General features: G+C 50.2%; 27 protein-coding genes. 6 read left to right on the top strand and 21 right to left on the bottom strand.

Features of this window, described 5'->3' with window-relative positions:
- The first annotated feature begins 107 nt into the window (after positions 1-107).
- Positions 108-683, top strand: a complete 576-nt coding sequence (locus tag ACKU35_RS01145) for a tetratricopeptide repeat protein (RefSeq protein WP_319762319.1) — start codon at positions 108-110, stop codon at positions 681-683.
- A 114-nt stretch (positions 684-797) separates the two neighbouring features.
- On the opposite strand, the gene ACKU35_RS01140 is transcribed toward ACKU35_RS01145, so the two are convergent.
- Together ACKU35_RS01140 and ACKU35_RS01135 are read right to left on the bottom strand one after the other, a co-directional pair.
- Positions 798-1,637, bottom strand: coding sequence for an arginase family protein (locus tag ACKU35_RS01140; RefSeq protein WP_319762317.1), 840 nt, complete (start codon positions 1,635-1,637; stop codon positions 798-800).
- Positions 1,638-1,639: 2 nt separating this feature from the next.
- Positions 1,640-4,126: a heavy metal translocating P-type ATPase gene (locus tag ACKU35_RS01135; protein ID WP_319762315.1), complete on the bottom strand. Its 2,487-nt coding sequence runs from the start codon at positions 4,124-4,126 to the stop codon at positions 1,640-1,642.
- 141 nt (positions 4,127-4,267) lie between these two features.
- Here ACKU35_RS01135 and pyrR point away from each other — a divergent pair, with 141 nt between their 5' ends.
- The 3 genes from pyrR to ACKU35_RS01120 are packed head-to-tail and all read left to right on the top strand — an operon-like array spanning position 4,268 to position 6,012.
- Positions 4,268-4,804 carry a bifunctional pyr operon transcriptional regulator/uracil phosphoribosyltransferase PyrR gene (gene pyrR, locus ACKU35_RS01130; RefSeq protein ID WP_319762313.1) on the top strand — a complete coding sequence of 179 codons (537 nt, stop codon included), beginning with the start codon at positions 4,268-4,270 and terminating at the stop codon, positions 4,802-4,804.
- Between the two features lie 57 nt (positions 4,805-4,861).
- Entirely contained in the window at positions 4,862-5,416 is a 555-nt protein-coding gene (gene thrB, locus ACKU35_RS01125; protein WP_319762311.1) for a homoserine kinase, read from the top strand.
- Positions 5,416-6,012, top strand: a complete 597-nt coding sequence (locus ACKU35_RS01120; protein WP_319762309.1) for a hypothetical protein — start codon at positions 5,416-5,418, stop codon at positions 6,010-6,012. Before thrB ends, ACKU35_RS01120 begins: the two co-directional genes overlap by 1 nt.
- Positions 6,013-6,034: 22 nt before the next feature.
- Here the strand turns inward: ACKU35_RS01120 and ACKU35_RS01115 are convergent, their stop codons facing one another.
- Positions 6,035-6,871: a WcbI family polysaccharide biosynthesis putative acetyltransferase gene (locus ACKU35_RS01115; protein WP_319762307.1), complete on the bottom strand. Its 837-nt coding sequence runs from the start codon at positions 6,869-6,871 to the stop codon at positions 6,035-6,037.
- Between the two features lie 68 nt (positions 6,872-6,939).
- Here ACKU35_RS01115 and cobT point away from each other — a divergent pair, with 68 nt between their 5' ends.
- A complete protein-coding gene (cobT, locus tag ACKU35_RS01110) occupies positions 6,940-8,028 on the top strand; it encodes a nicotinate-nucleotide--dimethylbenzimidazole phosphoribosyltransferase (RefSeq protein WP_319762306.1) in 1,089 nt (362 codons plus the stop codon).
- Between the two features lie 143 nt (positions 8,029-8,171).
- Positions 8,172-9,212, top strand: coding sequence for a selenide, water dikinase SelD (gene selD, locus ACKU35_RS01105; RefSeq protein WP_319762305.1), 1,041 nt, complete (start codon positions 8,172-8,174; stop codon positions 9,210-9,212).
- A 96-nt stretch (positions 9,213-9,308) separates the two neighbouring features.
- Here the strand turns inward: selD and ACKU35_RS01100 are convergent, their stop codons facing one another.
- From ACKU35_RS01100 to glyA, 18 genes are all read right to left on the bottom strand, one after another.
- On the bottom strand, positions 9,309-9,530 hold the full coding sequence (locus tag ACKU35_RS01100) for a hypothetical protein (protein ID WP_319762303.1): 222 nt from the start codon (positions 9,528-9,530) through the stop codon (positions 9,309-9,311).
- 168 nt (positions 9,531-9,698) lie between these two features.
- Positions 9,699-9,968 carry a helix-hairpin-helix domain-containing protein gene (locus ACKU35_RS01095; protein WP_319762301.1) on the bottom strand — a complete coding sequence of 90 codons (270 nt, stop codon included), beginning with the start codon at positions 9,966-9,968 and terminating at the stop codon, positions 9,699-9,701.
- On the bottom strand, positions 9,955-10,881 hold the full coding sequence (gene hemC, locus ACKU35_RS01090) for a hydroxymethylbilane synthase (RefSeq protein WP_319762299.1): 927 nt from the start codon (positions 10,879-10,881) through the stop codon (positions 9,955-9,957). The genes ACKU35_RS01095 and hemC overlap by 14 nt, the downstream gene beginning before the upstream one ends.
- Before the next feature lie 33 nt (positions 10,882-10,914).
- Entirely contained in the window at positions 10,915-11,172 is a 258-nt protein-coding gene (locus ACKU35_RS01085) for a zinc ribbon domain-containing protein (protein WP_319762297.1), read from the bottom strand.
- Positions 11,173-11,303: 131 nt separating this feature from the next.
- Positions 11,304-12,203 carry a DMT family transporter gene (locus ACKU35_RS01080; RefSeq protein WP_319762295.1) on the bottom strand — a complete coding sequence of 300 codons (900 nt, stop codon included), beginning with the start codon at positions 12,201-12,203 and terminating at the stop codon, positions 11,304-11,306.
- A 91-nt stretch (positions 12,204-12,294) separates the two neighbouring features.
- A complete protein-coding gene (lon, locus tag ACKU35_RS01075; RefSeq protein WP_407944201.1) occupies positions 12,295-14,742 on the bottom strand; it encodes an endopeptidase La in 2,448 nt (815 codons plus the stop codon).
- 185 nt (positions 14,743-14,927) lie between these two features.
- Positions 14,928-15,200: an acylphosphatase gene (locus ACKU35_RS01070; RefSeq protein ID WP_319762291.1), complete on the bottom strand. Its 273-nt coding sequence runs from the start codon at positions 15,198-15,200 to the stop codon at positions 14,928-14,930.
- 28 nt (positions 15,201-15,228) lie between these two features.
- Positions 15,229-15,906 carry a DNA repair protein RadC gene (radC, locus tag ACKU35_RS01065; protein ID WP_319762289.1) on the bottom strand — a complete coding sequence of 226 codons (678 nt, stop codon included), beginning with the start codon at positions 15,904-15,906 and terminating at the stop codon, positions 15,229-15,231.
- Positions 15,907-16,135: 229 nt separating this feature from the next.
- On the bottom strand, positions 16,136-17,110 hold the full coding sequence (gene holA / locus ACKU35_RS01060) for a DNA polymerase III subunit delta (RefSeq protein WP_319762288.1): 975 nt from the start codon (positions 17,108-17,110) through the stop codon (positions 16,136-16,138).
- A gap of 2 nt (positions 17,111-17,112) precedes the next feature.
- Entirely contained in the window at positions 17,113-17,619 is a 507-nt protein-coding gene (lptE, locus tag ACKU35_RS01055) for an LPS assembly lipoprotein LptE (protein ID WP_319762286.1), read from the bottom strand.
- A 112-nt stretch (positions 17,620-17,731) separates the two neighbouring features.
- Positions 17,732-20,227 (bottom strand): leucine--tRNA ligase, encoded by a 2,496-nt coding sequence (leuS, locus tag ACKU35_RS01050; RefSeq protein ID WP_319762284.1) that lies wholly within the window; start codon positions 20,225-20,227, stop codon positions 17,732-17,734.
- Between the two features lie 220 nt (positions 20,228-20,447).
- Positions 20,448-20,915 carry a transcription antitermination factor NusB gene (gene nusB, locus ACKU35_RS01045; protein WP_319762282.1) on the bottom strand — a complete coding sequence of 156 codons (468 nt, stop codon included), beginning with the start codon at positions 20,913-20,915 and terminating at the stop codon, positions 20,448-20,450.
- 188 nt (positions 20,916-21,103) lie between these two features.
- Complete coding sequence (ribE, locus tag ACKU35_RS01040; protein ID WP_319762281.1) at positions 21,104-21,574, bottom strand: 6,7-dimethyl-8-ribityllumazine synthase; 471 nt, start codon at positions 21,572-21,574, stop codon at positions 21,104-21,106.
- A gap of 15 nt (positions 21,575-21,589) precedes the next feature.
- Positions 21,590-22,807, bottom strand: coding sequence for a bifunctional 3,4-dihydroxy-2-butanone-4-phosphate synthase/GTP cyclohydrolase II (locus ACKU35_RS01035; RefSeq protein WP_319762279.1), 1,218 nt, complete (start codon positions 22,805-22,807; stop codon positions 21,590-21,592).
- Positions 22,808-22,965: 158 nt separating this feature from the next.
- Complete coding sequence (locus tag ACKU35_RS01030; protein ID WP_319762277.1) at positions 22,966-23,622, bottom strand: riboflavin synthase; 657 nt, start codon at positions 23,620-23,622, stop codon at positions 22,966-22,968.
- A 3-nt stretch (positions 23,623-23,625) separates the two neighbouring features.
- Complete coding sequence (gene ribD / locus ACKU35_RS01025) at positions 23,626-24,768, bottom strand: bifunctional diaminohydroxyphosphoribosylaminopyrimidine deaminase/5-amino-6-(5-phosphoribosylamino)uracil reductase RibD (protein ID WP_319762275.1); 1,143 nt, start codon at positions 24,766-24,768, stop codon at positions 23,626-23,628.
- Positions 24,743-25,198 carry a cytidine/deoxycytidylate deaminase family protein gene (locus ACKU35_RS01020; RefSeq protein ID WP_319762273.1) on the bottom strand — a complete coding sequence of 152 codons (456 nt, stop codon included), beginning with the start codon at positions 25,196-25,198 and terminating at the stop codon, positions 24,743-24,745. Before ACKU35_RS01020 ends, ribD begins: the two co-directional genes overlap by 26 nt.
- Positions 25,199-25,413: 215 nt before the next feature.
- Positions 25,414-26,652, bottom strand: coding sequence for a serine hydroxymethyltransferase (gene glyA / locus ACKU35_RS01015; RefSeq protein ID WP_319762271.1), 1,239 nt, complete (start codon positions 26,650-26,652; stop codon positions 25,414-25,416).
- Positions 26,653-26,856 lie beyond the last annotated feature (204 nt).

The raw sequence follows: 26,856 nt of genomic DNA, 5'->3' as shown, positions 1-26,856 counted from the left end.
TGGGGTAAAAGTTGTGTTTTATTTTGCATTAAACACTAATTTTTGCACATATTTTGTGCAAAATATGGTGATCCGGAATTTGAGGCCGGATGACCGGGAGAAGTATTTTGGGAAAGAATAAAAAGGGGCAAGGGATGGCCTCAGAAAACAGAACAAGTACTATTATAATAGCTGCCGTAGCACTGGCGGCGGGGCTTTTTTTGGGCGGGGTGCTCATTCCCGCACTGAAGGAATCTACAACTCCAGCGACGACTGCCGGGGGAACAGGATTTGCGCAACAGATAGTGGAAACACAGCGGCAGCTTGAATCGCAGCCGGATTCAGCAGATTTGTGGGCAAGGCTCGGCAACCTGTATTTCGATACGGATCAGCATTCCAAAGCCATAGATGCCTATAAAAAATCATTAGCACTTAAGCCGGGTGATGCGCATGTGCTTACTGATCTGGGCGTAATGTACCGCCGTAACGGAAATCCGCAAAAGGCTGTGGAGAGTTTTGATAAAGCGATCCTTGCTGCGCCGGATCATGAGACCGCACGTTTTAATAAGGGGATTGTCCAGTATTATGACCTGAAGGATAAGGCCGCGGCGATTCAGACATGGAATGGATTGGTCCAAATGAATCCCGGGGCTAAAACTCCCAGCGGGAAGCTGATCAAAGATATGATCAGGGATCTTCAATAGTAGCTTTTGCACAAAGGAGCAGTATTTAACGCATTGAATACTACTCTGACCGGTAAAGTAATAATACCGTACTGCAATTTTGATTGCAGTACGGTATATTTTTTGTGTTGTTTGCTATTTTAATAGAAAGTCGGGCAATGTTTTTTCTATGAGTTGGGACGCTTTTTCAATGCCCCTTTCATTGCCGGGATGAAATTCGGTGATACCCAGCCCGCAGATATCCGTTTTTTTGCCGACTTCTTCAATAATTTTCAGGATATTAATGAAGTTAAGTCCGGCAGGCGGCGCCGGTTTGCCATGAGGGAAACCAATGGGATTGATCGCGTCCACATCCATGTGAATGTATACTTTGCTGAAACCGGCAGTGTGAATCTGTCTTGCAAGCCACGCCGGATCACGTTCCAGTTCGCCGGGACCGAAAAAGGGCATCTTTTTGCTGGCGATAAATTCAAGTTCCGGGGGATCAAAAACTCTGACGCCGACGCAGAAAACCTGATCCGGTTGCAGGGTGTCGAACATGGAATCTGTAATTTCCCGGCCCGTATTTCCCAAAAGAGCGGAAAGTGCCATACCCTGAAAACGCCCGGATTGTGAACTCTCCGGGGTATTAAGGTCAGGGTGGGCATCCAGCCAGATTAAAGCGGTGTCAGCACCGTATTTACGGGACATCCACGAAACCGGGCCTGTTTCAGTAGAGCAGTCACCGCCCAGCAGGAGTACACGATCCGGATTTTTCTGTTCCAGTATGGTGCAGGCATTCTGCAATTGCTTGACGATGTCATCCTTGCCGGCAATCGAAGAGCTGCTTTTTATTTTCCTGAACGGGGCCGTCTGCACTGTATTCAGGGCGGGAAGCCCCTTAATCCCCTCAGCCAGTGCGAGCGCTCCGGCTGTCAAGGCTTCATTATCGATGGAACCCTGCCATTGCGGGAAAACAAGGGTAATGTCTTTCAAAATCAATCTTCCGGTTTAAATAATTTCAGTCTCAAAGCGTTGCTGACGACAGTAACTGAGCTGATCGACATAGCCGCTGCCGCAAACATGGGTGAAAGGGTCGGGCCTCCGAAGATATGGAGCAAGCCAGCCGCAACCGGAATCCCCAGTACATTGAAGGCAAATGCCCAGAACAGATTCTGCTTGATATTTCTGACTGTTGCGCGGCTTAATGAAAGGGCGGTAAGCACTCCTCCCAAATCGCCCTTCATGAGTACAATATCTCCTGATTCGATCGCAACGTCAATTCCAGTACCCATCGCGATACCCAGATCAGCTGAAGCAAGGGCCGGAGCATCGTTTATTCCGTCACCGACCATCGCCACCTTGCGGCCTCCTTCCTTCTCTTTATTGACCACTTCAGCCTTGCGGTCAGGCATTACCTGAGCAATTACTTTGTCAATTCCGGCTTTATCGGCAATGGCGTTGGCGACCTTATCGTTGTCACCGGTCAGCATAATTGTCTGCACGCCGAGGTCATGGAGTTTACTGATTGTCTGTGCTGTTTCGTCCTTGATGCGATCGGCAATTGCCAGAATCCCGGCCAGCTTTCCGTCTTTTGCGATGTAGAGCGGGCTTTGCCCTTTGGAAGCAAAACCGAGGGCTGCTTCATTGGCGGCGGTGTCATCCAGCCCGCCGATAAAATTCTGTTCTAGGAATTTACGGTTACCCAGCAGCATTGTGCTGCCGTCAGTTTCCGTATTTATACCGAGCCCCGCTACAGCCTGAAAAGCAGTTGTTGCCGGTAGCGGTGATCCGAGTTTTTCAGCCGCGTTGGTCACGGCTTTAGCCAGCGGATGTTCAGATTGCTTTTCTGCGGAACCGGCCTGAAGCAGCAATTTTTCCGGAGTTACCCCCTCCACAGTGAATGTGTCGGCCACTTCCGGTCTGCCGTAGGTCAGGGTCCCGGTCTTGTCGAAAATCATGGTATTGATTTTCCCTGCTGTTTCAAGGGCTGCGCCGGACTTTACCAGTACACCGAGCTGTGCTCCGCGCCCTGTTCCGACCATTATGGCAGTAGGCGTGGCAAGACCCATGGCGCATGGGCAGGCTATGACCATAACACTGATGAAAATGCGCAAGGCAAAGGTGAATGGTTCAGCGCTGAAAAAGAACCAGCCCAGCGCGGCGATAATGCCGATGATCATAACCGTGGGCACGAAATAAAAGCTTACGGTATCCGCAAGGCTCGAAATAGGGGCCTTTGATCCCTGCGCTTCCTGCACAAGGCGGATGATACGCGAGAGTACGGTGTTTTCGCCCACATTGGCGACCTGTACTTTGAGGGCTCCTCCGCCAATATTTACCGTCCCTCCGGCCATATCGTCGCCTGCTGTCTTGGGAACAGGCATGGATTCACCGGTAAGCATGGACTCATCTACATCGGAATGTCCCTCTGTAACTTTGCCGTCAGCGGCAACCCTGTCGCCGGGTCGGATTAGAATGAAATCTCCCGGTTCGATTTCTTCCACCGGTGTGGGAATCTGTTCATCTCCCTGCAGCAGAATTGCCTGTGCCGGGGTTAGATCCATCAGTTTCTCGATTGCAGCCGAAGTACGCGATCTAGCGCGGGTTTCCTGAAATTTACCTAAAGAGATGAGGGCGATAATGGTGGCAGCCGATTCAAAATAAAGATCCATCGCCCGTGCTTGTGCATCCATGCCCAGCCCGATTTCAATTGTGTTCCAGAGCGAGTAGACCACCGCTGCTGAGGTTCCCACGGCGATAAGGGAGTCCATATTTGGAGCTCCGCGCAGCAGGTTGGGAAAGCCGTGCTGATAGAAATTGCGACCGAACCAGAGCACGGGTGCGGTCAAGGCCAGCTGAATGAGCGCAAAGCCCAGAGGGGAACTCTGCGGATTGATGAAGCCCGGCAGCGGCATGCCGATCATGTGTCCCATTGTTATGATCAGCAGCGGGACGGTGAAAGCCATGGCGGCTATGAGCCGGTTTTTCATTTCACTCTGTCTTGCTAAATTTTCGGCTTTTCTTTGCTCAAAATTTTCTTTGGCGTTGTGCGCGGATTGAATCTGTCCAGCTTCAAATCCGGCGTCGGAAATCAGTTTTCGTATTTGGCGTAGAGCTACCCCGGAAGGATTGAACTTAATGGTTGCGGTTTCCGAGGCAAGGCTGACCTGCGCGCTGATAATTCCTTCAGTGGCATTCAGCACTCTTTCCAGTCTTGAAGAGCATGCTGAGCAGGTCATTCCCGAAATTGGAAGAGTCAGCTCGGTTCCTTCAATTTTTTGCGTAGCTTCAAATCCGGCCATTTCCACAGCAGCGATGATATCCGAGCTTGAAATCTGTTCCGGATTATGTTCAGCCGAAAGCAGTTCTGCAGCCAGATTTACTGTCGCGCGGCTGACTCCATCCATATTTCCAACTACCCGCTCCAGCCTTGCAGAACAGGCGGAGCAAGTCATTCCCTTGATTTCAAATGTACTCTGCATTGATATTTCCTTGTTTGCCGAAATTGCGGGGATTGCATTGACTTGATACATTAATTATAGCTAGTCCCGGCAGGTTACTTTTTTAAAAATAATTTGAACAGATTTGATAATAATAATCAACATCTTTTGGTGCGGAGAATCATGAAAGAACAGAAGATTATCCTTTCGGAAAAAGCAATGGCCCGTACTCTGGATCGTCTTGCTTCAGAGGTCACCGAGCGGCGTGGAGACGATGAGAACCTCGCAATTATCGGTATCCAGCGGCGGGGAGCGGATCTCGCTGAACGTTTAAAACGCAGCCTGGATGAAAAGCTCGGCAGGAAGATCCCGCTCGGAAAGCTGGATATTAACCTCTACCGGGATGATTGGACGAATCTGGGCCGGCAGCCGAGCATCAATTGCACAGAAATACCTTTTGACATTGAATCGGCTTCTGTAATTTTAGTGGATGACGTGCTTTTTTCCGGCCGGACTGTACGCGCCGCCCTTGAAGCCGTGCTCGATTTTGGTCGGCCGCACAGGGTTGAATTACTGGTGCTGGTTGATCGCGGTCATCGTGAGCTGCCTATCAGTGCCGACTATGTGGGCAAGGAAGTGGTCACGTTTGAAAATCAGCATGTAAATGTTCTGGTCAAAGAACGGGATGACGAAGACAAGGTTGTGCTCATTCATTCCTGATTTACTCCACCGTACCAGCTGCGGAGCGTATTGCGCCCGGAAGGTTTGATATTTTTTATGCAAGTATGGAACAATGAATTTTCAGAGGATTGTTCGGTGATTCTGATCGGTATGGCCGGGGCCGGAAAGTCGACTCTGGCACCGCTTCTGGCTGAGAAACTCGGCTGGGAGCACATGGATACGGATTCGGTCATCGAGGGGTATTACGGAAGTCCGCTGCAAAGTATAGTTGATCATCTGGGAGTTGAGGAATTTCGGAAGTCCGAGGAATACATCGTTTCCGGGATCGGGGTTTTCCGCATGGTTGTGTCCACCGGAGGCAGTGTCGTCTACGGCCCCAAAGCCATGGAGCGGTTGAAACTGCTCGGTCCTGTTATTTATCTGCGCATCTCCAGTGAAACCTGCCTTAACCGTGTCGGTCAGGGCGAAGATCGCGGGCTGGCCATTATCCCGGGACAGTCTCTGGATGAGCTTTATAAGGAACGGATTCCCCTCTACGAACAGTATGCTGATTTTATCGTTGACACGGACCGTTGCTCACCGGAAGAATGTGCGGATCAGGTTCTTAAGTGGTTAAAATCAAAAGAAGTAAGTGAAGTTAAGGATATATAATGAAAAAAATGACCCGACAGGCCGTGTTCCGCAAACTGGGCGCACTTTATGAACGCATGGCCTCCGTTTATGCTGACACTTCCGCCAAAATCGGACTCTCCTGCGAGGGGTGCGAACAAAACTGCTGCACCAGCTATTTTCAGCACCACACCTACGTAGAGTGGACTTATCTCTGGCAGGGACTCAATAAACTTCCCGAAGATAAGCGTAATGAATATATCAGCCGTTCTGAAGAATATGTGCGAAATGCAAAAGCCATGCTGGAAAACGGCATCCGGCCCAAGACAATGTGTCCGCTAAATGATGACGGTTTGTGCGGAGTTTATAAGCACAGGCTGATGATCTGTCGCATGCACGGTGTGGTGAATACTCTGCGTCAGCCTAACGGACGACAGCTGTCTTTTCCCGGTTGCTTCAAGTGTCAGGATCTGACCAAAGAGATGGAGAATGTTCCCGTGGTGGATCGTACCCCGCTTTACAAGGAACTTGTGGGGCTTGAGATGGGGCTGCTTGGAAATAAGATCAGGACCATGCCCAAGGTCGATCTGACTCTGGCTGAGATGATAGTCATGGGTCCGCCTAACCTGAACGGCTAGTTCCTGAACGGATAGAGGCTGATCAGGATTTTTCCATTGTCGCCGTGGCGGTGAGAAAGCCGATGAAATCGTCGATACCGCTCATGCGGCATTTGATGTAGCGCATGGCGTATTCTTCAAAGGTCAGCTCCGCACCATAGACGTGATAACGATGCTCCGGCCCCAGAAATTCGAGACCGAGCAGCTCCGTCACCTGCGGATGAATGGGTTGCTCGAAGTCTGCGAACGGCGTTTGGAAATTTTCAAGATCCTGTTCGGTCAACGGGGCTATGCCCAATTCTCCAAGCAGTGCGTTGGCGGTCATTACCAGCAATTCCCTGCCGGGATGATTGATGGTCATGAAAAGCGGCTTTTGGGTGTAGTTTTTCAGGACCCAGTCCACGTATTTGACCGGGGTAAGCTTTTCCTTTTCCCTCTCAATCTGTTCGGACTTTGCTATAATTTTTTTAATATCATAGATATTGGTCAGCCTTGTGTTCAGGAAAAGGTGCAAAATCTGAGATTCGCTCAGCTTCTTTTCAAGAAGTGTGTCCAGAAATATATCACGGTAATTAAAGCCGGGAGCGCCGGACCACAGCGGCCAATAATGCTTGAAAAGCATATTGGGAATAGCGATTGAGCGGGCTGTTTTTTTCAGCCCTGCGCATAATTTTTCCGAAGAGTGTTCCCCCCATGCTTCCGAAAGAGTCTGAAACAGGAAAAGATCACATTCACTTAGAATCTTTTCAGGAATATGATCCCGTGTATAATTGGTGTAGCGGTGGAGATCGAATTCGCTGTTGAATCCGTCGCTGAGCTTGAACAGCTCTTCCAGCGGCTCACCCTGACAATTGGCATGGAGGATACATATTTTCTTCATTTCAAGATAAATACTAGCACACTAGATTATGGTTCCTCAATACAGCAGATCATCCAAAAGAGGTTAAAATGACAAGTAAATATTCCAGAACAGAGCTGGAGCGCATTGTCTGCGCAGTGCAGCAGGTGGATTCCTCTCTGGAAGGACGGGCCCGAGCCCATCTGGATAATTTGACCAAGCCTCTCGGCAGTCTGGGAAGATTGGAAGATCTTGCTGTAAAAATATATGTCGCGTCCGGCGGTTATGTTCCCATGGCTGATCCGGCCCGTATTTACACCATTGCCGGGGATCACGGGGTCAATGAGGAGAATGTCAGCTATTTTCCGCAAGAAGTTACCCGGCAGATGGTTGAGAACTTTCTGACCGGCGGAGCGGGGATTAATGTCCTTGCCCGCACATCCGGGGTGGAATTGATGGTGGTCGACGCCGGTTGCAAGGGCGGCCCTTTTCCTGATCACCCCGATTTGATTCAGCGTAGAGTTGCGTGCGGCACAGCCAATATTTCCAAGGGACCGGCCATGGATGAAGAAAGCTGCCTCAAGGCAATTTTTCTAGGCCTTGAGCTTGCGAACGAGGCTCATGAGCAGGGAGTAAAAGTGCTGGGGACCGGCGAGATGGGCGTTTCCAACACCACGCCTTCCACTGCTTTGTATTGCGCATATTTCGATCTTGATCCCGCAGATATTACGGGGCCCGGCGGAGGCATCGATGCCAAAGCTGTGCTGCGTAAAATAGAGGTTATCCGCCGTGCTTTGGACGTCAATGCCGAAACCGTACGATCTTCCGATCCTCTGGCTATTCTTGCCGCCCTCGGCGGCTATGAAATTGCCGCTCTCGCCGGACTTATCATCGGCGGAGCCAAGAACCGGCAGATGATCTGCATTGACGGGTTTATTTCTACAGCGGCTTATGCTGCTGCGGCGCAGATCTGTCCGGCGGTCGGAGGCTACTGCGTACTCAGCCATGCCTCGGCGGAACCGGGGTACGCGCAAGTCATCAAGGCGCTTGACCGCAATCCTCTCCTGCATCTTGATATGCGGCTTGGCGAAGGTTCCGGAGCTGCGCTTTCCATGTTTCTGCTGCGCGCAGCCGCAAATATTTATAACGAAATGGCAACATTCGATGATGCCGGAGTCGCTCCCGGAGGGGATCTGTAAGTTTTATTTTTCCGGTTAAAGAATGCTCCGGGGAGATTTTTCTGGACTCTTCATTAAAAATTAATAACCTTCGTACTAAGCATTATTGTTGATGTAATGTTTGTGTCAAAAAGTGAATAACGCATTAAATAAGGATTCTAGGCATGCCTAAAGAATTGGTAAAGACTGTAAAAGCAGCTGGTTGAGCCGCCAAGATTGCTCCGGGGGACCTGGAGCAGGTTTTGAGCGGGCTGGCCGTGGAGGACGAGCGCCTTCTTACCGGGCTGGGCGGGAACGAGGATTCCGCCATAGTCTCTTTTCCTGCGGGCAAAGCACTGGTCCAGACCGTTGATTTTTTTACACCGGTTGTGAACAATCCGTATTGGTTCGGGCAGATTGCTGCTGCCAACGCGCTTTCCGATGTCTACGCCATGGGCGGTGAGCCGTGGACCGCAATGAATATTGTCTGCTATCCCATGAAGGAAATGGGGCCCGCTATCCTGCGTGAGATTCTGCAGGGCGGTATGGATAAAATCCGGGAATCAGGAGCCGTGCTGGCCGGCGGGCATAGCGTTGAAGATGATGAGATAAAGTACGGTCTTTCCGTTACCGGAATGGTTTCCCCGGACAGCTTCGCCTCGAATAAGGGCTTGCGCGAAGGGGACCAGCTGCTGCTGACCAAACCGCTCGGAACCGGAGTGCTGGCAACTGCCCTGAAGGCAGATTGGGATGGAGCAGAGCGCTTCGAGCGTGATGTGTACAAATGGGCTTCCAGACTGAACAGCGCGGGCGGAAAGGTTATCCGTGAGTTGGATCTAAAAGGTGCTACGGATATTACCGGCTTTGGTCTGGGCGGGCATGTGCTGGAAATGGCAGAAGCTTCAAGCGTTTCTGTTGAATTGTGGCTGGATTCTGTGCCGTTTATGGACGATGTGGTTGAACTGGCTTCTATGGGAATGATACCTGCGGGCAGCTTTGCCAATCGTAATTTTTGCAGCTCACAGGTACATGTAGCCGCTGACGTTGACAGCATAAAGGCCGAACTGGTTTTTGATGCCCAGACATCCGGCGGACTGGTGCTGGCCGTTCCTGAAAATAAATTGCAACAGGCTATTGATATGCTCGTGCAGGAAGGTGATCTGGCCGCTCATGTGGGAGAGGTGAAAGCTTTTGAAAGCGGGGTTGCCCGGTTGCGGATCAGATAGTTTGTTTTTTAAAAAATATAAAAGGCGCAGGTTTGCGAAAACCTGCGCCTTTTCTTTTATGAGGAGGAATTGGCGATTCCAGTATTTGAAATTTTTTTAGGCGGAACCTCGGCTGCTCGTAACTGCCTGAATCAGCTCCGCGTTGGCATTGTAAACAGGAGAAGAAATTATCTTCACCAGTTCGCGGTGCATATCCGGGTCCGCGTATGCCTTTCTCTGCAATCTCTTCTTTTGCAGAGTCTTCATTGAGTTCGCAAGATCTTCGTCCCTTACGGGAGGAACCTGTGACACCTTGTTGAATTCATGTCCGTTTGCCATTGTATACCTCCGTCCCTGGAAGTTATAAATGATGTTTTTTAAAGATCCCTGTTTATGTTCATATCGGACAGTTGAGAGGGGACTTTAGGGTTTCGATTTAAAAAAGAAATAGATTAAAAAAGCCCGGAGCATATATCATGCTCCGGGCTTTTGGCTCTTATGCTTTGATCAATCCTTCCAGTTCCACCATTTCTCGAGTTCCGGGTCCCGGTATTCATTGCTTACACAATAAACCGCACACCTAAAAACATAAAGCATGCAGCGGTCCACATGGCAGCCGGCCAGTTCTTCCAGCCGTTCGTACATGTCGTCCGGGTTTTCGTCCCTGATTTCGGAAAGGGAACGGTAGCCCAGATTCCAAAGGTCCTTGGCAATTGAGCTGCCTACTCCCGGAATTGTCTGGAACTGTTTCAGGATTGCCGGATCAGCATTTATCATAAACGCGATCGAGAATTTCTTTGGCTCCTGCGGCCAGTACTTCTTCAGCAAGGGCGGTTCCGATGTTCCACGCATCTTCGGCGGGGCCGGATTTCTCCATGCGGATTGGGCTGGAACCGTCAATGTCAGCGACAAAGCCGGTCAGTTTAACCTGATCCCCATCAAGCTGGGACCATGCCGCGATGGGAACCTGACATCCTCCGTCCAGACCGGTCAGGAAACCGCGTTCAGCGTGAACCTGACGGGCGGTGACTTCATCATGAATGAAGGCGAGAATATCTTGTATTTCGGTGTCTTCAATGCGGTATTCGATTCCTAGAGCTCCCTGTGCCACCGCGGGCAGAAAGGTCGGGGGGCCGAGAATTTCACTCTTGGGAGCGGAAAGATTGAGTCTGTTGAGTCCTGCTGTGGCAACTACGATAGCGTCAAATTCTCCATCAAGAAGTTTGCGCACGCGGGTATCAAGATTGCCGCGCAAGGATTCGATTTTCAGATCGTCACGCAGGGTCAGCACCTGTGATTGGCGGCGCAGGCTGCTTGTTCCGACAACCGCACCGGCGGGCAGGCTTTCCAGTGAATCGTATTTCACGGAAAGCAGGGTGTCGGTTTCAGCTTCACGGGGGGGAATGATGCCCACCTCGAGACCTTCCGGCAGTTCGGTAGGGACATCCTTCATGCTGTGTACGGCGAGGTCGGCCCGACCGTCGAGCAGTGCTTCTTCGATTTCTTTTACGAAAAGGCCTTTGCCGCCCACTTTTGCAAGTGGAACGTCAAGAATTTTGTCGCCTTTGGTTTTTATCTTGAGCAGCTGAACTTCTATTCCGGGATACTCTTCGCGCAGAAGATCGGAAATGTGGTTTGCCTGCCAGAGGGCGAGCTTGCTGCCGCGGGTTGCGATGGTTATTTTTCTCATTATTCCGCCGTGTAGTTTGAAATTTATATTGGTCTAACTGCCGCAGGAAGAGCAGTCACCGCCGGAACATCCGGAACAGGAACTGCTGCTGGTAGAAGCCGCAGGCGCTGGAGCAGCATCAGTACTACCATAATCAGGTACGCCGCCACCGGTTTTGAACTTGCAGGCGGACATAAGTTTTCCGGTCTTTTCAGACTTACATTCCGGGCAGGGAGGACATTCGTCGCGGTTGAAAACCAGCTCCTCGAATTCCTTGCCGCAGTCAGCGCATTTATATTCGAAAATAGGCATTTAAATTTACTCCGTGCTTTGAAATCTCAGTTGCGAAAAATTGCATAGCCCAAATTGTCAGGCGGGGCAATGTCTGGGCTACATATAAGTACGGATGCGGAGATGGCAAGGTTCGTGGGTAGTTTTAAATATCAGCTTTGTTTCCGTGATACTCCCAGATATATCGCTGCAAGGGTGACTATAACACCCAGCCAGTGGATAAGTGTTGTCGGCCTGGAAAAAATTAAAACATCCCAGAGAAATGAAAGGAATGGCTGAAGCAAGAGCACAAACCCGGTGATAGAGACTGGAATTTTTGGCATGGCTGTCGCTATCATTATCCATCCTACAGCCTGACTGAACAAACCCAGCGCAAGCAGTGATCCAAAAGATTCAAGGTTTGGAATGGCAAAAGATGCGTTGGTTAACAATAGAGGTACAGCCAGAAAAGCAGCGCAGAATGCGGATATAAAAAGTAGCGGCGAGTATACAAGATTGGCTTCTTTCTGTGCCTGAATTCTTCTCAGCAGCAGCATAAATAACGCATAGGAAAGTGCGGTCAACAGTCCGTACATGATGCCTTTAATTGACGATTGCGAAAGTTCCGCCCAATTAAAACCGATCAGGAGAAGCAGGCCAAAAATTGCGATTGGTAGAGAGAAAACAAACCTTCTGGTAAGTTTTTCGCCCAAAAACAATACTCCGCACAAAGCCATGATAAAAACCTGACAATTACCTAAAATCGTAGCCAGACCGGGACCGACCAAAAGGATACTCTCGTGCCAGAAATATAAGTCCAGCGCGAATAAAAATCCGCATAGGCTATACGGCACCACTTGCTTTAAGCTTATTTGTTTTAACTCTCCTGAGAAAGCAGCAGCCAGGAATAAAAATAATGATCCGAAAAAAACGCGATAAAAAGCAGATGTTGTTGCCGGAACATCTGCTAAACCGACCCATACAGCCGAAAAACTAATCAGGATAGCTCCCGTGAGTACCTGTTGAATCGGCTTTACGCTTTTTAATGGTTGTAATTTTTTTACGGTGTTCATTTAAAATAATCTCATTCTGTTCTGATTTGAAACGAAAAGGCCCGCAAGTATTTTTGCTTGCGGGCCTTTGGATTATATCTTTCGATCAGGCTTACTTAGTCTTGGCGATGGGCCAGACTTCATCGATGCGTTCGATGGGGGTTATCTCAATGTCTTTAAGCAGCTCTTCTGGGATATCCTCAAGGTCCTTCTGGTTCTGGGAGGGTATCAATACCCTTTTCATTCCCAGTGAGACCGCAGCGAGGATTTTTTCCTTGATTCCGCCGACAGGGAGAACGCGGCCGCGCAGGGAAATTTCCCCGGTCATGGCCAGTTCCGGATTGGTCGGAATTCCGGTCAGGGCGGAAACCAGAGCGGTTACGAGGGTAACACCCGCAGACGGGCCGTCTTTGGGAGTAGCGCCGTCAGGAACATGGATATGCAGGTCCTGCTCTTCGTGGAATTTAGGGCTGATTCCGTATTCCTCTGCATGGCGGCGGGCAAAGGAAACCGCAGCCTGTGCGGATTCTTTCATCACATCACCGAGCTGACCGGTCAGCAGCTGCTTGCCCTTGCCGGGCATGGCCGAAACTTCCACGTGGAGCACGGTTCCTCCTACCGGAGTCCATGCGAGTCCGAGAGCTACGCCTGCGGGTAGTTCGCTTTCCTTCTCATCTTCAAGATGTTTAGGAATACCGAGATATTTATGCAGGTTGTCGGCAGTTACTTCAAAGGGGCCTTTTTCGCCTTCCGCCTTCTTACGGGCCAGTTTGCGGCAAACGGAACCAACTTCACGCTCAAGGTTTCTAAGACCTGCTTCCCGTGTGTATTCCTTGATGATTTTGCCGATGATTTCATCAGCCATAATCATTTCGCTTTCTTTGAGGCCGTTTTCCTTGCACTGGCGTCCAAGAATGTAGCGTTTGGCGATATTGATCTTGTCATATTCTGTGTAGCCGGGAATGCGGATCACTTCCATGCGGTCCAGCAGGGGACGGGGAATGGAATCCAGCACGTTGGCGGTGCAGATAAACATGACCTTGGAAAGATCATAGGGCACGTTAAGGTAATGATCGGTGAACGAGTTATTCTGTTCCGGGTCCAGTACTTCCAGCAGAGCGGAAGAGGGATCGCCCCGGAAATCGGAACCGAGCTTGTCGATTTCGTCAAGCATGATCACCGGGTTACGGGTACCGCATTGTTTGATGGCCTGAATGATGCGGCCGGGCATGGAACCGATGTAGGTTCTGCGATGACCGCGAATTTCAGCTTCATCACGCATTCCGCCGAGGGACATACGGTGAAACTTGCGTTTCAGGCTGCGGGCGATAGATCGGCCGAGCGAAGTCTTACCGACACCGGGAGGGCCCACAAAACAAAGGATAGGTCCTTTCATGGACGGGTTGAGCTTGCGCACACTCAAATATTCCAGGATGCGTTCCTTGACCTTCTCAAGGTCGTAATGGTCTTCATCAAGGATTTTTTTGGCATCGATGATATCAAGCCGGTCACGGGACTGTTTAGCCCACGGAATTTCTATCATCCAATCAAGGTAGGTACGGATGACTGTAGCTTCTGATGCCTCAGGGTGCATGACTTCGAGGCGGCGCAGCTGTTTCTCAGCTTCTTTGCGTACTTCCTTGGGCATTTTCGCTTTAGCTATTGCGGCCCGTATTTCTTCGGCCTCTTCGGCTTCATCCGTGGATTCACCAAGTTCTTTTTTGATGGCCTTGAGCTGTTCTCGTAAAAAGAAATCTTTCTGAGCCTTATCCATTCCTTCCTTGGCCATGGACTGGATCTTATTCTGCATGGAAGCCACTTCAACTTCCTGTGTGAGCTGGGTGTTGACCAGAGTCAACCGCTCAACCGGCTTCTCGCATTCAAGGATGGACTGGGCCACATCAACTTTCATGCGCAGATTCGATGCAATAAGATCGGCGAGACGCCCGGGTTCATCGACATTGTTGAGTACACTCATAATGTCGGTTGAAGAAATTCCGCGCAGGGTCAGGATTTTTTCACTCTGCTCACGTGAAGAACGGACCAGTGCTTCCTGTGTGGCATCAAGTTCGCCGGAATCAGATTCGGGAATGGCTTCAATCTCAGCGATATGGAAGGGTTCCGAACCGATGAATCTTTTTACCTTTGCCCGTGAAACTCCCTGTACCAGCACTTTCAAGCGGCCATCGGGCATCTTGAGCATGCGCATGATCATGCACACTGTTCCGGAAAGGTAAAGATCCTCGTGCTCGGGGTTTTCAACACTTTCGTCCTTCTGGGTCAGGATCATGACATAGCGGTTGCCGGTCATGGCAGCTTCAACAGCGTTTACAGATTTTTCCCGGCCCACGAAGAGCGGCAGGATCATGTAGTTGAAGACAACAATATCCCGCACAGCCAGTACCGGAAGTGTGTTGGGGATATCCACATAGGCGTCTTCGGGGATGGAGCCTGCGTCTTCAAGCAGATCTGCGGCATCATGAAGAACATTCAGCGGTGAAACAGGCGGCTTGTTCAAGCCCTGATCATTGCCTGCATCCGATGTGGACTTATGTTGCATTTTTTTCTGAACTTCAGCTTTATCTTTCTTGTTCAGTTTCAGCGGTTTGATCGGTGATTTTTTTTTCTTCAACGCAAAATCCTTCAGTTCTGAACTGGTTGTTGTTCACTATTTCATAAGTCTCTCCGGCCTCTTTTTATACGCCAGAGGCCGGAGAGTTTGTCATTAAATTATCATGCGCTTCATCAGCGGATTTCAAACTCGGTATGCTCGTTATCGTGATCCATCCATTCACACTTCACATCGGAAATCCGTGAAAGGGGAGGACCTACCAGCAACCGGGTTCTCATCTCGGCGATTTTTACTTCGTCGCCTTGAAGCAGCACTTCGGTCTTGTTTTCATCCAGATTGCGCACCCAGCCGGTTAGCCCCAGTGCGACGGCCTGATCATTGACCCATGCGCGAAAGAATACTCCCTGAACCTTACCTGTAATAACGCAATGATAGCTTCTGGTCATAGGACCCTCCTTGTGATGTTGAGGTGAACTACAAATATCCTGCATCCTTGAAGCTGTGGAACCGATCCGCTGTTACGATGACGTGGTCCAGCAGACGTATTTCCATGTCCTGACAGAGAGCGGCTATTTCCATAGTCCTTTCCGTGTCTTCAGGCGATGGAGACGGGTCCCCGCCGGGATGGTTATGGGTCAGAATCACTCCGCTGGCGTTATGGCGTAAAGCCAGTGCCACAACCTCACGCGGGTACACTGCCGTCTTATCAACAGTTCCTTCTGACAGCCTATCCCAGCATATCACTTTGTTACGGTTATTGACCAGTGCAATCCAGAATTCTTCTTTGGATAGATTTCCTATCCGGGCCATGGCTGCTTTTCGAACAGCTTCCGGAGAGGACAAACTCTCCGGTTCTTTCATGGGCTCTTCGGCTATTCTGGTCCTGAGCTCACGCATGAGCGTAAAAAAAATTAAAACCCCCGGCCCGATACCTTTAAACTTTTTCAGCTGTTCTTCCGGGGCCCGGAACACTTTCCCAAGTGAACCGAATTCTGCAAGCAGCTCTTTGGCTAGGGGTTTGGTGTCCCTTCTCGGCAGAACCTGAGCTAATACCAGCTCCAATATTTCATAATCGGCAAGACCTGTCGCGTTCTTTCCGAGTTTTTCTTTAAGCCGCTGGCGGTGACCGTGGTAATGAGGTTTATCATTCATAAATAAATAGTAAGTATGCTTTGGCAAGTGGTCCAGTTACAATCCGGGCCGTATTCAGATAAAAGTATTAGGTTCCGGCGGACAGTTTTACTGTTAGCATGGATAAACCGGATGCAGGTGCAAAGCAACCTGTTTAAGTCCTAAATTGGTGTAAAACAGTCTAAAAAATGCAAAAAACGTGTAAAAAACAGATTTTTACACGTTCAGGAGCTGGTTTGGGGGTGTCCTTTTAGCGTCTGGGAGGGGCAAAGAGAGAGGTAAGCGAGGCCACAAGCAGTTCTAGAGCCTGCTCCGGCTTGCGCTGTCCTGTTTTTATACCTATTTCCGCTTCCATGACAATGTCGAACAGTCTGGCGATACGTGCAGGACCCAGCCGTCTGGCAAGGGCCTGTTTTTGTTTTTTTACAAATGGAGGCAGCCGGACTTCCGAATCTTCGCCGTGGCTCATCATCCATAAGGAGCGTGCTTCACGGGTCAGGGACGCTGTAAGCATGAAGATCATGGAATCTTTTTCACTGTGATTAGTCAGCACTCGCCGCCATATTTCAACCGGATCGCCTCCCTCGGACATGGACCGCATGAAAGCGAAAAAATCCATCTCTTCGGTATGCGCGATAAGGCTCACATGTTCCATGAGGATTTTGCGATCCTCGCCGGCGGCGAGCTCTAGTTTATCCAGCTCCAGCCGTGCGGCGCGGGCATCTTTGGGCAGCGTCTGCGAAAGAGTGTTCAGGACCGGGCTTTCAATGGTCAGGCCGTTGGCTCTGGCCCATTTACCGACAAATGCGGAGATTGATTTTTGATCAAGTCCGGCAGATTTCCAGAACCATTTCTGCTTTTCAGCGAACTTCCAGCATTTACGTTTTTTGAGCACCGCCGGGATAGGGGCGGTTTTGCTTTTCCATTGTCCTTCCAGACAGATGAAAAGAAATGATGAACTTGAAAGAGAGGCGACTGTCTTATCTATATTATCCCAGACAGCGGCCTTCAGTTTGTGCGCGCGGCGAAGGATGACTACCTTGCTGGATCCGAAAAGGGTTTGCAGGGTCAGATCATCCCAGAATTGCGGGGGCAGGTCTTCGTCCGCCCAGTACACTTTCTTCTCATAATCCTCGGCTCCGTACTTTTCCTGAAGCTCGCCGATATTGGCGTGCAGCAGTTCTGCATCGGGGCAGATGAGAAACATGTATCCCGGTCTGGACATGCTTAGTAGGCCTGATTCATTTTATCCACCAGCCTGCGGACCAAGAGTTTGGTTACAAGCTGCTTTGTGGCTTCTTCCTGGCCTGTATAATATGATTCTGTTACAGAAAAAGGACCGGAGTTCCATATCAGTGAACCATCGGTCGCGTCGGTGACTTTCATCTGGACTTTGAGAGTCATGTCATATTTCATGGTCACATCCTGGTCTCCGAGGATGCGGCTGCCGTCAGAAAGTTCCAGAACTTTGATATTGAAAAGAGCGTCGGCTTTGGATTTATCAGTCCAGACCAGTTGACCGCGGCGGGTGATCTCATCACGGAGCATGGAGCGGATTTTCGGTTCCAGCCAGCGTTCGAGGGTGGGGTTTTCCACCTTGGCGATGGCTACTTCGCGGAATTGTTCACCTACCCTGTTGGGCTCAGTTGCGGAGTTATGGTAGCCGCAAGCGCTGACGGCAAAAACAAGACAGAGAAGCAGGACCAGCTTTTTCACATATTTTACAACAACCACGGTATTAACTCCTCTGGACGCGAAGCTTATTAAAAGGTTCAGAAGGGGTTGGGGCTTGTGGAAGGGAAAATTCCTGCAAGAATTTTCCCTTCCACTGCCGCCGGAGGCAAACCTAGTTCGCCACAATATTTATCAACTTGCCGGGAACTACGATGACCTTGCGGATGGTTTTGCCATCGGTGTGCTTGGTCACGTTTTCGTGGGCAAGAGCTGTCTTTTCAATTTCTTCTTTGGATGCGGCTGCGGGAACGGAAAGTTTTCCGCGCATTTTGCCGTTCACCTGAATGATAATCAGGATTTCGTCAGTTACCAGCGCGGCCTCATCGTACTCCGGCCATGCAACTTCAGCGATATAGCCTTCATAGCCGACGGTACCCCAGAGTTCCTCGCAGATGTGCGGGGCAATGGGGGAAAGTACAGTCAGCACTGTGCTGTATGCGGAAGAAAGCGCGAAACGTCCGTCTTCAGTCTCAATGAGTTTGTCTTTAAGAGAGTAAATCTCGTTAACAAGCTCCATGGTCGCGGCAATGACGGTGTTGAACTGGAATTTGTTCTCCATGTCACGGCTGGCGCGTTTAACTGTCTCATGTTCTTTCAGACGCAGCTTCTGGGCATCGGAGGAAAGATCCATTGAAGGTTTAGCACATGCACCGACAGGGCTGAGCTTGCCTTCAAATTCTTCTGCCAGTCTCCAGATTCTGTTCAGGAAACGGTGCGCACCTTCGAGACCCTGATCAGACCATTCAAGGTCTTTTTCCGGCGGGGAGGCGAAGAGGATGAACAGTCTTGTGGCATCCGCGCCGTATTTATTGATCATGGCGTTGGGGTCTACCACGTTGCCCTTTGATTTGGACATCTTGGCGCCGTCTTTAAGAACCATGCCCTGAGTGAGCAGGTTTTTGAACGGTTCGCTAAGTTCAGTGTAACCCTCATCGCGCAGGATTTTGGTAAAAAATCTTGCATAGAGAAGATGCAGGATGGCGTGTTCGATACCGCCGATGTACTGGTCTACCGGAGTCCAGTATTTTAGGGCGTCACTGTCAAAAGGAGCGTCGTCTTTGCGGGCGGCGGTGTAACGCATGAAATACCATGATGATTCAACGAAGGTATCCATGGTGTCTGTTTCGCGTGTAGCCATTTTACCGCAGGTGGGGCAGACCACATTGTGGAAGCTTTCCATATCCGGCAGCGGGGAACGGCCGTCCTCGTTCATAACCGCATCTTCGGGCAGTACAACGGGCAGATCTTTTTCCGGAACAGGTACGATTCCGCAATGGTCGCAGTAGATTACCGGAATCGGGGAACCCCAGAAGCGCTGGCGGGAAATATTCCAGTCACGCAGTCTGTAATTGATGGATTTCTTGCCTTTTCCGGATTTACCGAGGTACTCAACGATTGCGCCCTTGGCTTCTTCATTGGGCATATTGTCGAATTCACCGGAATTTGTCAGTACGCCGGGAGCGGAATACGCTTCGTCCAGATCTTCAGCCTTGAGGTTTTCCCCTTCGGGCTGGATGACCACCTGCATGGGCAGATCGTACTTTTTAGCAAATTCAAAGTCTCGCTGGTCGTGCGCGGGAACAGCCATGACTGCACCGGTTCCGTAGCCCATCAGTACAAAGTTCGCTACGTAGATGGGCATCTTGCGGCCGTTAAGCGGGTTGATGCAGTATGCCCCGGTAAATACGCCTTCTTTTTCAAGGTCGTCTGCGTCGCGTACAATGCGGTCCATATTGGACACTTTCTGTACGAATTCACGGACCTTGTCCGCTTCGGGATTACCCTCGATAAGTTTTTCAACCATCGGGTGCTCGGCAGCGAGAGACATGAAAGTAGCACCGTAAAGAGTATCCGGGCGGGTAGTGAAAACACTGATGGTTTCATCAGAATTCTCAACTTCAAAATCAAGCTCCGCACCGATGGATTTACCGATCCAGTTACGCTGCATGGTGATTACGCGTTCCGGCCAGTCGCCTTCAAGCTCATTCAGGCTTTCAAGCAGCTCTTCGGCGTAATCGGTGATGCGCATGAACCACTGGGAAAGTTCTTTCTGTACAACTTCGGTGTCACAGCGCCAGCAAAGGCCTTCTTCTACCTGCTCGTTAGCCAGAACCGTATGGCAGGTTTCACACCAGTTTACCGGTGATTTTTTGCGGTAGATAAGACCTTTCTCAAGAAATTTCAGGAAAAACTGCTGTTCCCATTGATAGTAGCCGGGATGGCAGGTCGCCAGTTCGCGGCGCCAGTCATAGGAGTAGCCAAGGCGTTTAAGCTGGGTGCGCATGTCATCAATATTCGCGTAGGTCCACTCGGCGGGGTGAGTGTTGTTTTTGATGGCTGCGTTTTCAGCGGGCAGGCCGAATGCGTCCCAACCCATAGGGTGGAGAACATTGAAGCCTTTCATGCGCTTATACCGGGCGACAACATCACCGATGGAGTAGTTGCGCACATGGCCCATGTGGATTTTCCCGGAAGGGTATGGGAACATTTCCAGCACGTAGTATTTGGGGCGGGACTCGTCGGCTTCCACATTGAAAGCACCCTTCTCGGTCCATTCCTTCTGCCACTTGTTTTCAATCAATTCCGGTTTGTATTTCCCAAAACCCATTATGAAAATCCTTCTGGGACGCTGATGCGCTTCGCGCTTTTGACGATTTGATTTCGCCTCAGGCGGCCAAAGGGACTAAGCCCCTTTGGAATCCCTGTTTGTTTTTTAGTTTATGACATTTGGTTATTACTAATTGGCGAAGCCCCGATAAAAGTTTTTGGGATTCTTAAACCCTTTTTACAAAAGGGTTTAAGACCCCCCGGCAGGGGTATCCAAACAATTAGAAATTTTTTTCCACTTTGAATTTACCGGTGTCGATGTCGCGGGCTACGGCATCGAGAATTCCATTAATGAAGTTGCGGGAGTTGCCGTCACCGAACTTCTTGGCCAGTTCTATTCCCTCGTTAATACCCACTTTCAGCGGGATGTCGGGTTTATGAATCAGCTCGAAAACTGCCAGTCTCAAGATTGCCAGTTCGACTTTTGCGATTCTTTCGATCTTCCAGTGTTTGGAGTAGCGGCTGATAACTTCGTCAAGTTCTTCCTGCACATCCCAGATTCCGATTAGCAACTGGCGGGCGTATAGGATCAGATCCTCTTCTTCTTCCCTGAGCACTGCGGGGCTCTGGTTATAAATACGTTCACATGTCCATCCGCCGTGGGGAGGGACAAAACTCAAGCCGTAAAGTACCTGAAAAGCAAGTATGCGGCCTTTTCTTCTTAAACCTTTAGTTTGGGACATCTGCATCACTATCCTGCGGTTGCGGGTGTAGCGGCTAGAGTTGCCGTGCAACGCAAGATACATCTAAATTGTTATTTAAACAACACAACAGGCATACGGCCTCCAGACTGTAGGACGGAGACCGTATGCCTTCTATTTATGTTCAGCAATCATGGCTGTTTCTAAAGAAACAGTCCGAAATCTGCAAACTTTATTTAAAGCTGCTGCAAAACGCGGACAGTTTCCAGCATTGCGGAAGCTGCTTCAACGCCTTTGTTGCCAGCTTTGGAACCGGCACGTTCGACAGCCTGATCAATGGTATCACATGTCAACAGACCAAAGCCGATAGGCAGGGTTTTGTCCATGATTACCTGAGCGACACCTTTTGCGCACTCATTGCAGACATAGTCAAAATGGGGAGTTGCGCCGCGGATAACAGCACCGAGAACCACGATTCCATCATATTTGCCGGATTCAGCAAGTTTTTTGGTAACAACGGGGATTTCGAATGCACCGGGAACTTTGACCAGAGTCATGTCTTCTTTGTTGCAGCCGTGGCGGGCAAGGTAATCAACAGCTCCGCCAACCAGTCTGTCAACGATGATATCGTTGAAACGGCCGGCAACGAGCGCAATTTTCAGGCCCTTGGAATCGAGCTGACCTTCAATAGTTTTGATATGAGGCATGGTGCTTCTCCCTTTTTATTTTTTATCATCAAGATGATCCAGCATATGGCCCATCTTTTCTTTTTTGGTTTTCAGGTAATCGAGATTCATTTCGCAGGCATCCATTTCGATGGGCACACGCTCGGTAACTTCAAGTCCGTAGCCTTCAAGTCCTACAATCTTTTTGGGATTATTGGTCATGAGCTTCATTTTGGTTATTCCGAGCTGAACCAGAATCTGGGCACCTGTTCCATATTCACGCAGATCCGCCTTGAAGCCGAGTTTCTCGTTGGCTTCGACTGTGTCGCAACCGAGATCCTGCAGGTGATAGGCCTTGATCTTGTTGCCGAGGCCGATACCTCGTCCTTCCTGACGCATGTACAGAAGTACGCCTTTGCCTTCGTTGCGGATCATGCACATAGCGGAAGCGAGCTGATCACCGCAGTCACAGCGCTGGGAACCGAAAACATCACCGGTAAGGCATTCGGAATGAACACGGACAAGCACCGGCTCACTCGGTTCAATATCACCCATAATAAGAGCGATGTGGGTGCGGTTATCTTCGCTTGAATGGAAAGCTGAAGCCTTGAAATCACCCCAACGTGTAGGCAGTTCCGCATCAGCCTCGCGGGTGACGGTGTGGCTGCCGAATTTCATACGGTATTTGATAAGGTCTTCAGTGGAGCAGATTTTGAGATTGTGTTCTTTAGCGTATATTTTGAGGTCGGGAAGGCGGGCCATGGTGCCGTCTTCTTTCATTATTTCGCAGATTACGCCTGCGGGTTTCAGGCCTGAGAGGCGGGCGAGGTCTACGCTGCCTTCAGTCTGTCCGGCACGAACCAGAACTCCGCCGTCTTTTGCGCGCAGGGGGAATATATGACCGGGGGAAACAATGTCCTCTGCTTCGGCTCCATCTTTAACAGCGGCCAGAATGGTTGTGGCGCGGTCAGCTGCGGAAATCCCGGTGGTAACACCTTCCCGTGCTTCAATAGAAACCGTAAAGTTGGTACCGAACTGGGAAGCGTTTGACTGAGCCATAAGCGGCAGCTTCAAATGGTCGACCATTTCACCGGACATGGCGAGGCAGATAAGCCCTCTGCCGTGAGTAGCCATGAAGTTAATGATTTCAGGGGTCACTTTTTCTGCGGCGCAGACAAGATCACCTTCATTTTCACGGTCTTCGTCATCGACCATGATGACCATTTTACCTTTACGGAGGTCCTCAATTGCTTCTTCAATAGTGCAGAAAGGCATATTCGTTATCCTCATGCTCCGACAAGCGGAGGGTTATTTAAAAAAATCGCTGTCCGAATAAACAAACAGGTCTGTCTTCATACATCAAAAAACAGAAAGGGTGAAATATGTTTTTTTGTCGTTTTATTTCAGCATGTTATATATGAAAATAGGTTTATTTAAAAACCATTTTCACGCAGGAAATCCATTGTAAGCTTACTCTGCGGTTTTTCCTCAACCTTGGCTCCGGTCCAAGGCGCGACCATCCGCTCAACGTATTTGCCGATGACATCAGTCTCGATGTTTACCGCGTATCCCGGTGTCCATTGGGAGATTGTCGTTTCCTGCTGTGTTTCGGGAATTATGTTCACTTCCAGATAGTCCGGGCCGCAATCGTTGATTGTCAGGCTTATTCCGTCAAGAGCCACCGATCCTTTGGGAACAAAATATTTACCGTGCTCGGAAGGAAATTTAATGCGGTAAATTTTGGATTCACCTGCGGGACGTACAGATTCAACAGAACCCAGACAATCCACATGACCGGATACAATGTGGCCGCCCAATCGGTCGCCCATGGCCAGCGCGCGTTCATAGTTTATCATCGATCCGCGTTTAAGTTTTCCGAGATTGGTGACCGACATTGATTCTTTACTGGCATAGCAGGTAAACCAGCTGTCACTATAGGTTTCAACAGTCAGGCATACCCCGTTAATGGCTATGGATTCGCCCTTTTCATAATCTTTAATGCTTGGAGCACTGATTTTGAAACGGGTTTCACCGCCCCTGTTCTCGGCTTTTTCAACGCGTCCTTTTCCCTGAATCAGTCCGGTGAACATCGTTTATTGTCCTTCGGGTTTGAAAACTATTTTTAAATCACGGCCACTTTGTTCTACGCGGCTTACGCGTAGTTCCATCGTATCGCTGATGAGTTTATTGCCGGACCCTGCGAAATTGGCTCTGCCTTGGACATTCCCCAGTATACGAGGAGCCTGATACATGACAAATTCGTCCATCAGTCCCTGTTCAGCCAGGGAGCAGGCCAGTTTACCGCCTCCTTCACACAGCGTGCGCAGTATGGAGTGCCTTTGGCGCAATATTTTGAATCCGCTTTCAAGTATAAGACCTTTTTTCCCGCTGGGAAGGGGCTGTACTTCAATTCCCTTGTCTTTCAACTCGGTGGCAGTCTTTGTAGCTGCCTGTTCCTCACTGGTCCAGAAAATTGTTTCAGCGGCGCGGGTTGTGGTCAGGGTGTAATCGTCGTGATTTTCCGGCAGGTGACCGGTTACAACCACAGCTTTAGGCTGATGAAAGTTGTCGGGCAGAGGATCAAGCCTGCAATTCAGGCTCGGGTTATCTTCGCGTAGGGTGTTGCCGCCGACGATAACCGCTCCGACCATGGAGCGCAGCCTTTGCACATCCTGAAAAGATTCCGGGCAGGAAACAGCTTCCTGAGCCCCGGTTGTCCCTGCTATTTTGCCGTCCACAGTGCAGGCCAGTTTCAAAATGGAATATGGCCGGTCTTTGAACTGCCAGCACAGAAAATCTGAGATCAGGTCTTTGCACTGTTCTTTCAGGATGCCCTGATCAACTCGCACACCTTTGCATACCAGATATTCAATGCCGCCGGCGGCCTTTGGATTGGGATCGCGGGTTCCGACAACAATATGCGGGATTCCAGCTTCAAGTATACCTTCGGTGCACGGTGGTGTTTTGCCGTGATGGTTGCATGGTTCAAGTGTCACGAACATAGTACATTCGGACATATTGACCCCTTTGGCCTTGGCATCAGCTATGCATTCCCGTTCGGCATGCAGGCCGCCGCAGTAGCGGTGATAGCCTTCGGCTACAATCTGTCCGTCACGGACCATTACCGCGCCTACTGTCGGGTTCGGTGCGGTGCGGTTTCGTCCGCGCATGGCCAGTTCAACAGCTCTGGCCATGAATTCTTCGTTCGGACTAGTTGTCGAATTGAAGAAGTGCAAATTTGACTCCGGCTTCTTTGAGCATTTGTTCGGACAGTTCATCCGGGTAGCTTTCGGAATAATATATGGCGGAGACCCCGGTGTTGATCAGCATTTTTGTGCAGATAAGGCAGGGCTGGGTAGTGCAGTAAATTTCTGCTCCCTGAAGTGAAACACCGTGGGTTGCGCCTTGAATGATGACGTTCTGCTCAGCGTGCAGGCCGCGGCAGAGTTCATGGCGTTCCCCTGATGGGACCCCCATTTTTTCACGGATGCAGCCTACGTCGGCGCAATGAGCGGTACCGGAAGGCGGGCCGTTGTAACCGCTGGCAAGGATGCGTTTATTAAGCACGGCTACTGCACCTACTTTGCGGCGGGTACAGGTGGAGCGCTCTGCGACAAGGTGCGCTATGCGCATGAAATAGTCCGGCCAAGGCATTCTGTTATCCATGAAAATGCTCCCTTCTTTGAAGCTGAGAAAACGGACCCGAATATTCGGGTCCGTTTTTTATTGGTTATGATGCGCTTCGCGCTTTTGATGAAAGCATATCGCCTCCGGCGGCTTAAACCCATTGAAAAGGATTTAAGAATCCCAAACTTTTTTAGTTGGGCTTTGCCGCTTCGATCGGCAAATTGTGCGGGGAGATATTTTCCCCACACTGCTTCCTAGTATGCGAAGAGCGGGTAGTATTTTGCGAACTCGGCTACTTCCTTGCTGATCTGGGCCAGCTTGGTGTCATTGCCGATGGAGTCGATGGCGGCGGTGATCCAGCCTGCGACCTTTACCATCTCTTCTTCTTTCATTCCGCGGGTGGTCAGTGCCGGTGTACCGATACGTACGCCGGAAGTAACGAATGGGGAACGGGTCTCGAAGGGGATGGTGTTCTTGTTGACGGTGATACCTGCTTCGTCAAGGGCGCGTTCGGCGTCTTTGCCGGTGATGTCCTTGTTGGTCAGGTCAAGCATCATCAGGTGGTTGTCGGTTCCGCCGGATACGAGCTCAAAACCTGCGTCCATGAGGTTCTTTGCCAGAGCCTGTGCGTTGGCGACAACCTGTTTCTGGTATTCAACGTAGTTCGGTCTGAGTGCTTCGCCGAAAGCAACCGCTTTAGCAGCGATGACGTGCATGAGCGGGCCGCCCTGAATACCGGGGAAAATGTTGGAGTTAAGTGCCTTACCGTTTTCCTCGGTGGAGAGGATCATACCGCCGCGGGGACCGCGCAGAGTCTTGTGGGTAGTGGTAGTGGTGTAGTGAGCGTGCTCGATGCAGGAGGGATGAACGCCTGCAGCGATGAGGCCTGCGATGTGAGCCATATCCACCATGAGTACCGCGCCTACTTCATCCGCGATCTGGCGGAAGCGTGCGAAGTCGATGATACGGGGGTAAGCGGAAGCACCGGCAATGATCATCTTGGGTTTGCACTCTTTGGCAATTTCAAGAACATTGTCGTAGTTGATGGTTTTGGTCTCGGGATCAACACCGTAGAATTTGATATCGAAAAGCTTACCGGAAAAGTTTACCGGGGAACCGTGAGTCAGGTGTCCGCCATGGGAAAGGTCCATGCCGAGAACGGTGTCGCCGGGTTTGAGAGCAGCGAAGTAAACAGCCATGTTGGCCTGAGATCCGGAATGGGGCTGTACGTTTACGTATTCGCAGCCGAAAATTTCTTTAGCACGGTCACGGGCGAGGTCTTCAGCAAGGTCAACAAATTCACAACCGCCGTAGTAACGTTTTCCGGGGTAACCTTCTGCGTACTTGTGAGTCATTACGCTGCCCATGGCCTGACGGACCGCCGTGGAGGTAAAGTTCTCCGAAGCGATGAGTTCAAGCTTGGTCATCTGGCGGGTTACTTCCTGTCCGATGGCAGCCGCTACTGCCGGGTCTTTCATCATCAGTTCTTCCATGACAAGCTCCTTTTTTATGCCTTCGGCGGCCCTCCGGGGGTTTAATCCCTTTTTGAAAAAAGGTTTTAAGAATCCCAAAAACTTTTAATAGGGCTTCACTGAGACAAGTGAAATATTTACTTAAGCTAACAAATATAAACCCTCAGGGATTCCAAAGGGGGCTTAGTCCCTTTGGTCCCCCTGAAGGGACCCTCGGAGAGTCTC

The sequence above is a fragment of the Maridesulfovibrio sp. genome, from assembly GCF_963676065.1.
Taxonomy (GTDB): domain Bacteria; phylum Desulfobacterota; class Desulfovibrionia; order Desulfovibrionales; family Desulfovibrionaceae; genus Maridesulfovibrio.
The sequence above is the reverse complement of the archived record's forward strand: the minus strand, read 5'-3'. Positions and strand labels throughout refer to the sequence as shown.